The organism is Bradyrhizobium sp. Kon37 (assembly GCF_055807535.1).
The window spans coordinates 1-5,233 of sequence record NZ_JBVVOY010000057.1; the positions used below are offsets into that span (position 1 = coordinate 1).

Annotated in this window: 5 protein-coding genes and 2 pseudogenes; 4 read left to right on the forward strand and 3 right to left on the reverse strand. The window is 59.8% G+C overall.

Annotation, left to right across the window (positions count from 1 at the left end; all coding sequences use genetic code 11):
* A pseudogene (locus AC0L3J_RS36820) lies at positions 1–375 on the forward strand (transposase); the annotation flags it as partial.
* A 577-nt stretch (positions 376–952) separates the two neighbouring features.
* Here the strand turns inward: AC0L3J_RS36820 and AC0L3J_RS36825 are convergent.
* Positions 953–1,315 carry a PilZ domain-containing protein gene (locus tag AC0L3J_RS36825; protein ID WP_473350346.1) on the reverse strand — a complete coding sequence of 121 codons (363 nt, stop codon included), beginning with the start codon at positions 1,313–1,315 and terminating at the stop codon, positions 953–955.
* Between the two features lie 765 nt (positions 1,316–2,080).
* Here AC0L3J_RS36825 and AC0L3J_RS36830 point away from each other — a divergent pair.
* On the forward strand, positions 2,081–2,275 hold the full coding sequence (locus tag AC0L3J_RS36830) for a hypothetical protein (RefSeq protein ID WP_473350347.1): 195 nt from the start codon (positions 2,081–2,083) through the stop codon (positions 2,273–2,275).
* A gap of 301 nt (positions 2,276–2,576) precedes the next feature.
* Positions 2,577–2,852: a hypothetical protein gene (locus tag AC0L3J_RS36835; protein ID WP_473350348.1), complete on the forward strand. Its 276-nt coding sequence runs from the start codon at positions 2,577–2,579 to the stop codon at positions 2,850–2,852.
* Positions 2,853–2,990: 138 nt separating this feature from the next.
* On the opposite strand, the gene AC0L3J_RS36840 is transcribed toward AC0L3J_RS36835, so the two are convergent.
* Together AC0L3J_RS36840 and AC0L3J_RS36845 are read right to left on the reverse strand one after the other, a co-directional pair.
* Positions 2,991–3,398, reverse strand: a complete 408-nt coding sequence (locus AC0L3J_RS36840; protein WP_473350350.1) for a hypothetical protein — start codon at positions 3,396–3,398, stop codon at positions 2,991–2,993.
* Between the two features lie 359 nt (positions 3,399–3,757).
* Positions 3,758–3,948: pseudogene (locus AC0L3J_RS36845) on the reverse strand (malonate decarboxylase subunit alpha); the annotation flags it as partial.
* Positions 3,949–4,460: 512 nt separating this feature from the next.
* On the opposite strand from AC0L3J_RS36845, the gene istA reads away from it, so the two are divergent.
* Positions 4,461–5,233 (forward strand): IS21 family transposase (istA, locus tag AC0L3J_RS36850; protein WP_473350351.1); only part of this gene is annotated, 773 nt, incomplete at its 3' end.

Genomic DNA, 5,233 nt, shown 5'->3' on the forward strand with positions numbered 1-5,233 from the left:
CCCGGGGGTCGGTGTCGTGACGGCCCTAACGTTCCGCCACACGATCGAAGACCCCTCGCGCTTCCGATCGGCTTCGAGGGTCGGCGCCTACCTCAGCCTTACGCCGAGGCGCAGCCAATCCGGCGAAACCGACACCAACGGAAAGATATCTCGATGGGGCGACCGGCTTCTCCGAACTTACTTGTTCGAGGCCGCCACTGTCCTTCTTTATCGAACCAAAAAGTGGTCTTCTCTAAGGCCTGGGGCATGAAGCTCGCCAAGCGGATCGGCATGAAGAAGGCAAAGGTCGCCATCGCCCGAAAGATCGCCGTGATTCTCCACGGCATCTGTGTCGATGGCACGTCGTTCGACTGGGGTCAGCCGAAGCCAATCTGATATTTGCTCGCAAGTTCCTGGTCCGGTCGGCCGGACTGGCGATGTCCCGCTGGGACGGTGGTCGTGGTGACCTCGGCCAATCGGCTGGTGGCGGTTCGCCCGCATTCCGCTGCAAACGTTGAGGCGCCCGATCCGGACATCATCATGAGGCGCTCGCGACCTCGGAAAGGATCATGACCCAAGCTACGACATCAACCCAACCCGACAAAGCCGCCAACGACGTCGATTGCCAAGCCCGCTAGGCAATCGTCTCACCATCGGCGATCGTTCCGTCTCCGCAACCTGACCAGCTCCGACGCAGCAATCGCTACCGACGTGCCACTGGAGAGAGGAAGAATGGTAGCTTGACAACAAACCGCAATTAAAGGGCCGATTGACTCTCTCCGGACCTGTCGCAGCCCATGAGCACGTGAAAGCTTGCCCTCCCAAGGCATGAAAACACGCGATCGGCAGCGCGAACCCGCCGCGGGCGCCCGCCTACGCAGTGCGAGGGCGCAACCGGGCCACCGAGCCTCGTTGGGGTAAACCCGCTGATCGTTCGCGATGGCGCCACACGTCGGAATAGTGATTCCTTCGCTTAGTCTGACCCTGGCGTTGGAAACGCCGCCCGGAGCGCCGGGCGCCCTCCAACAGTCCACCTTGTCACAAACCGCAGCGCGACTTCCTGCGCGTTCAGTCGAACTAGTTCGCAACGGCGGAATGCCAGCCCTGTCGTGGCCAGCAATAGGAAAAACCGGCGCGATTGCAGGACATCCGTCGGACCACTTATTCGCAGTCTCGCGCCAGTTTCAGAAACATCGATGAATACGCAATCGCGCCACCATGTTCCATCAGCCCCCAAGAGAGTGGCTCTGTGCTCATGGTCAAATTGAACACGCCTCGCCTTCCGCTTATCCCAGTCCATACGCTCACGCTGTTCAATAACAGCTTCAATAGCCATTTAACAAATTAGACCAAAATACTTCGGCTCAGACCGAGCGCTTCTACGGAGACACAGTCCGTCAGCAGCGGGTAACCAGCTTGAAACTGCGCCGAGAAGATCGGCTTTTAGCTGAATGGAGAGATATCGACTTGAGCAGAGTGATCCCGGCTGCGGTGAAGGCAAGTGACTTTACATAACCGCCTCGAACTTGAGAGCGTTAATTGCTGCCAAGTACGCTGGCTGACCGAGATTGTCCTTCAAATTGACCGCATAATTACTGCTGTTTCCGCGAAAGCGCGCAATTTGTCAGCGGATTTGCCTAACCGCTCGCCGTTTTGCGGCGGCAACAAAGGATATCGCGTCTGAGACAGAGAGCGAGAGCCAAGCGGACCGCTTCTTCTTGATCGCTGCAGGTGGTTGGACCCGCTACTTGGAGCCGGCGGCGTGATGTATTTGCAGCAGCCAGCGAAGCTCGAGGCGACACGGCTGTTCTCGGCGATGCGGGATGAATACCACCGCCGCGACCGACGGGGCGGCCGCTCGACGGATGGGTCCTGACGGCTCCGCCTGCTCGCGCGGCCTAGCGAGGCTGCTTCAAACTCGCGATCGGGCCGACGCGTGCGGCCAATCAGAAGCCTTTGACCGAAAGTGAACTCTCGATGTTTGTGATCTGCTTCACAGGTTCGTCACCGTTGGCCTGTTAGGCTTACTTCGGAGGGAGCTTTCAAGGGCCCGGTTGAACAACTGCCGCCACGGCCCTTGGCGTCGTCAGGTGGCGCCGGCTTGAGTGACTACATCGCAGTCGGCGAGACCGCTAATCCGGCTAGGCATGCGGAAGCAGCGGAGCTTCGACGTTATGAAAAAGGCCAGCGTGAGTCGCCGATGATGGAAGCTGAGCAGTCGGCTCGAACGCAAAGCTTGTCAAAACAACATCAAACGATACCGCCGGTTATTGCGAACCCGCCTGACCGAATTTGAGCGCAACTTTGTCGAGAAGCGCTTGAGCGAAGAGCTGTCGGAGCTAGCGACACTGGCCAGCGCCGCTCCTACCCAGATTGAAACACGCCGCTCGGCCTGCTCGGATATTTCGTAGGCAAGTTTTCATTGCTGTTGAATGCAGGTCAGCTGGTACGCATTTTTGCAAGCGCCGCGCCGATGAATTGATCGGTGAGTTCTTCTGTCCTTTTCCATAGCGGTTGGTTGAAGTTTTGCTGGCTTTTCGTGAACGTGGGCTCCAGAGTTGCTCCTATTATGATTCGATTTGTTGGGGAAGGTAGCGATGGCAAAACCTGCTGTTGCTCGCAATGCCTTTCGTGGGCTGTTTGCCTTTTATGCCACCAAAGTTCGGGACCATAAGGAACCCGACCGCGAACGCTCTCTGTTGAAGCTCTTTGACTCAAGTCAAGACATTCGGAACAACTTGCTTGAGCGCTGGCCGGATCGCATTGAACTGCTTGGGCCGGAAATCGTGGACGATATAATCGGCCACGCAGCCCGCACAGCAACGGCAGGGGACGGTATGACCATGCCAGCGACCTCCTCGATGTGCTCCTGAGAGAACTGGATCGTCACAAGCAGTAACACGACCAGCTCTTTGTTTCCGACTCCAGGAGGCCACCGCTTCCTAACTGGGGCCGCTCCATTGTGCCCCAAAGCAGCGTGTAAAGCGCACGTTGCGGACCGACAGGAGCTGCTACGCGGCCCTGCTTTGGCCACCCTCGACCACGGTAAACCGGGCGCGCCGATCCGCCGGTGACGCCGCTTGCTCGGTCTGTCCGCCAACTTTCTCTACGTCTGATAGTGATGGATCTACTCGGACGGTCTCCGCGGTCGCTTCCCCCGTCGATTCGATACCCCCCACGGTGGCTCTGGCGCTCTCTTCCATCATCTCAAGCGCAATCGCGCCCTTCGCGGTCAACCGCCAGGCGAACGAATATCGCTGCACGAAGCCGAGCGAGAAGATGTCCAGCGAAGGAAAGGCGGCACCAAGGCGCTTGCTATACTCCGCCCAATCCGAGCCGCTGGTCGCGAGAAATGCGAGATCGCACTTAATGTCCGGAAGCCTAGCCAACCCGTTCGGGTAGCTGGCAAGCACCTTCATTATGGACGCTTGGAAATTCACAACCGCAACCCACACCAAAATAACAACGCCATTCTGTCAGCGATGCACTGCCCAAAGCAACCACTTCCAAGTCGCTGTGCGGTTAAGCCGGCTGTGCTATCGGGTCTGGTTTGCCCTGAATTCCCGGCACCCGAAGGTCGAAGAGGGGTTTGTCCATTCTCGTGAGCACCCGTCCCAAGGATAACGATTGCTCAGGTTCAACAGGCCGACCGGTGATCAAGCACCGCATCGTGACCAATGGCGATCGCACTCCGAATGGTCGACTATCGATCCCGATTTCGATTTGTTGATCAGGCGTTCCGCCAGATGGGCGCACGCTTTTCAGCGAATGCCGCGGTCGCCGGAATCATCGTGGGATGCGGATACAGCGCGAATGGGTGCAGACCTTGCCCCTGAGGCCGTGCTTTTCGCCATAGGCCGGCAGCAGCAGCTCGATCGCGGCGGTGTTGAAACCGATGCCATGATTGAGCCGGCGCACGCCGTAGGTCGCGTAGATACCCTTGATGGCCAACATCGCCGTCAGGAAGCGACAAATCCGACAACAAAAAACCCGGCGCGCAGACACACGGTCATTCGCCCCGTGGCGATGAGCTCTTCGTAACAATGCCAGCGTACGCTCACCCATCCAATTCTCGATTTGAGCCCACGAATAGGATGCGCGTGCAAGGCCGTCCATCGACGGCTTTGATGGTTGTAAACCGTCTCCGCGTCTTCGCGGTGCGGAATCCGGGGCAAAGCGGCCACCGATTCCGACGGAAGGCGGCCACCGATTCCGATCGAAAGCGGCCACCCGATCCGAACGAAGGCGGCCACCCTGTTGATAGGGTGAGACGGGGGGCGTTGTCGGCAATCTGAACGGGGCAAGGTCCCTCCTTTTGCGGTTCACGCAATGGGAGGTCCGATGCCCGCCGAGAGATTGCCGATGCGGAAGATTCGAGAAGTTCTACGCCTGAAGTATGCCTGTGGGGTGAGCGATCGGGTGATCTCCCGATCGGTCGGGATCGGTCGCACGGCGATCGCGGAGTATGTCCGCCGGGCCCGGTGATCGGCATCACCTGGCCGATCCCGGAGGAGCTCGACGACACAACCCTGGAGCGCAAGCTGTTTGCGCCGGCCGGCTACAACCCGCCACGATCGAAGCCGCTTCCGGATTGGGGGCATGTCCATGCCGAGTTGCGCCGCCGCAGCGTAACGCTGGCACTGCTGTGGGAGGAATACCGCGGCCATCATCCCGACGGCTACGGCTACAGCCGGTCCTGCGACCTCTACGTCGAATGGCGCCACGGCATCACGGCGACCATGCGGCAGACCCACGCGGCCGGCGAAAAGCTGTTCGTGGACTTCGCCGGCGATACCATGCCGGTGTTCGATGGGCTCACCGGGGAGGTGCGCGCCGCCAAGATCTTCGTCGCGGTCATGGGAGCGTCGAATTACACCTTTGCCCAAGCCCGGTTCAGCGAGGCGCTGCCCGACTGGATCGGCGCCCATGTGGATGCGCTCACCTTCCTGGGCGGGGTGCCGAAGGCGCTCGTCTGCGACAATCTGAAGGCCGGGGTGACGGTGGTGATCCGCTACGAGCCAGGCGTCAACCGGACTTACCAGGATCTTGCCACCCATTACGGCACCACCATTATGCCGGCGCGGCCCCGCAAGCCGCGCGACAAGGCCAAGGTGGAGGCGGCGGTTCTTATCGTCCAGCGATGGATTTTGGCGCGGCTGCGCAACCGGCGCTTCTTTTCGCTCGCCGAGTTGAACGTTGCGATCCGCATCCTGGTCGACGAACTCAACGCCCGCCTGATGCGCAAGCTCGGTGC

What these genes read in the sequence shown, in the direction of transcription:
- AC0L3J_RS36825 (WP_473350346.1), bottom strand. Translation starts at nt 1,315, where the DNA reads ATGGCTATTGAAGCTGTTATTGAACAGCGTGAGCGTATGGACTGGGAT.
- AC0L3J_RS36835 (WP_473350348.1), top strand. Translation starts at nt 2,577, where the DNA reads ATGGCAAAACCTGCTGTTGCTCGCAATGCCTTTCGTGGGCTGTTTGCC.
- AC0L3J_RS36840 (WP_473350350.1), bottom strand. Translation starts at nt 3,398, where the DNA reads ATGAAGGTGCTTGCCAGCTACCCGAACGGGTTGGCTAGGCTTCCGGAC.